Genomic DNA, 452 nt, shown 5'->3' on the forward strand with positions numbered 1-452 from the left:
GCGCTCCGTAATCGAAAGCGAGGCGTCGGAGACCTCCATGGCCCAGTGGATCACCTGTAACCCGAGTCCCTGGCCGTGCATGAGTTGTGATTCGGTCTTGCTGCCCAGCGATTTGACTTCGATCGGTGGGATCCCCGGGCCGTCGTCTTCGACGATCAAGCGGACACAGTCGTCGAGGTTCTCGGTTCGGACGGTGACCGCTGTGTCGTCATCGGTGTGCGTCAGGGCGTTGTCGACGGCTTCTTCGAGTGCCCAGTGGGCGAACGGGGGGGAAGCGACTATCGCGTCGTCGTCCAGCGCCAGCGTGAGACGCTCGGACTCTCGGTACTGGTTCTTGGACAGCGCTCGTTCGGTAAGCGATTGGATCGACGTTTCGACGGCCTCCTCAGACGTTTCCCAGATGCGGCGAAGCCGACGCACGTTCTTCGATATCCTTTCGAGTCGGGACGCGT

Annotated in this window: 1 protein-coding gene; it reads right to left on the minus strand. The window is 61.7% G+C overall.

The window, feature by feature from the left end; genetic code table 11:
- On the minus strand, positions 1 to 452 hold a 452-nt coding region (locus tag EXE45_RS17930; protein ID WP_199233702.1), incomplete at both ends, for an ATP-binding protein.

The sequence above is a fragment of the Halorubrum sp. SP9 genome (assembly GCF_005435015.1).
Classification (GTDB): Archaea; Halobacteriota; Halobacteria; order Halobacteriales; family Haloferacaceae; genus Halorubrum; species Halorubrum sodomense.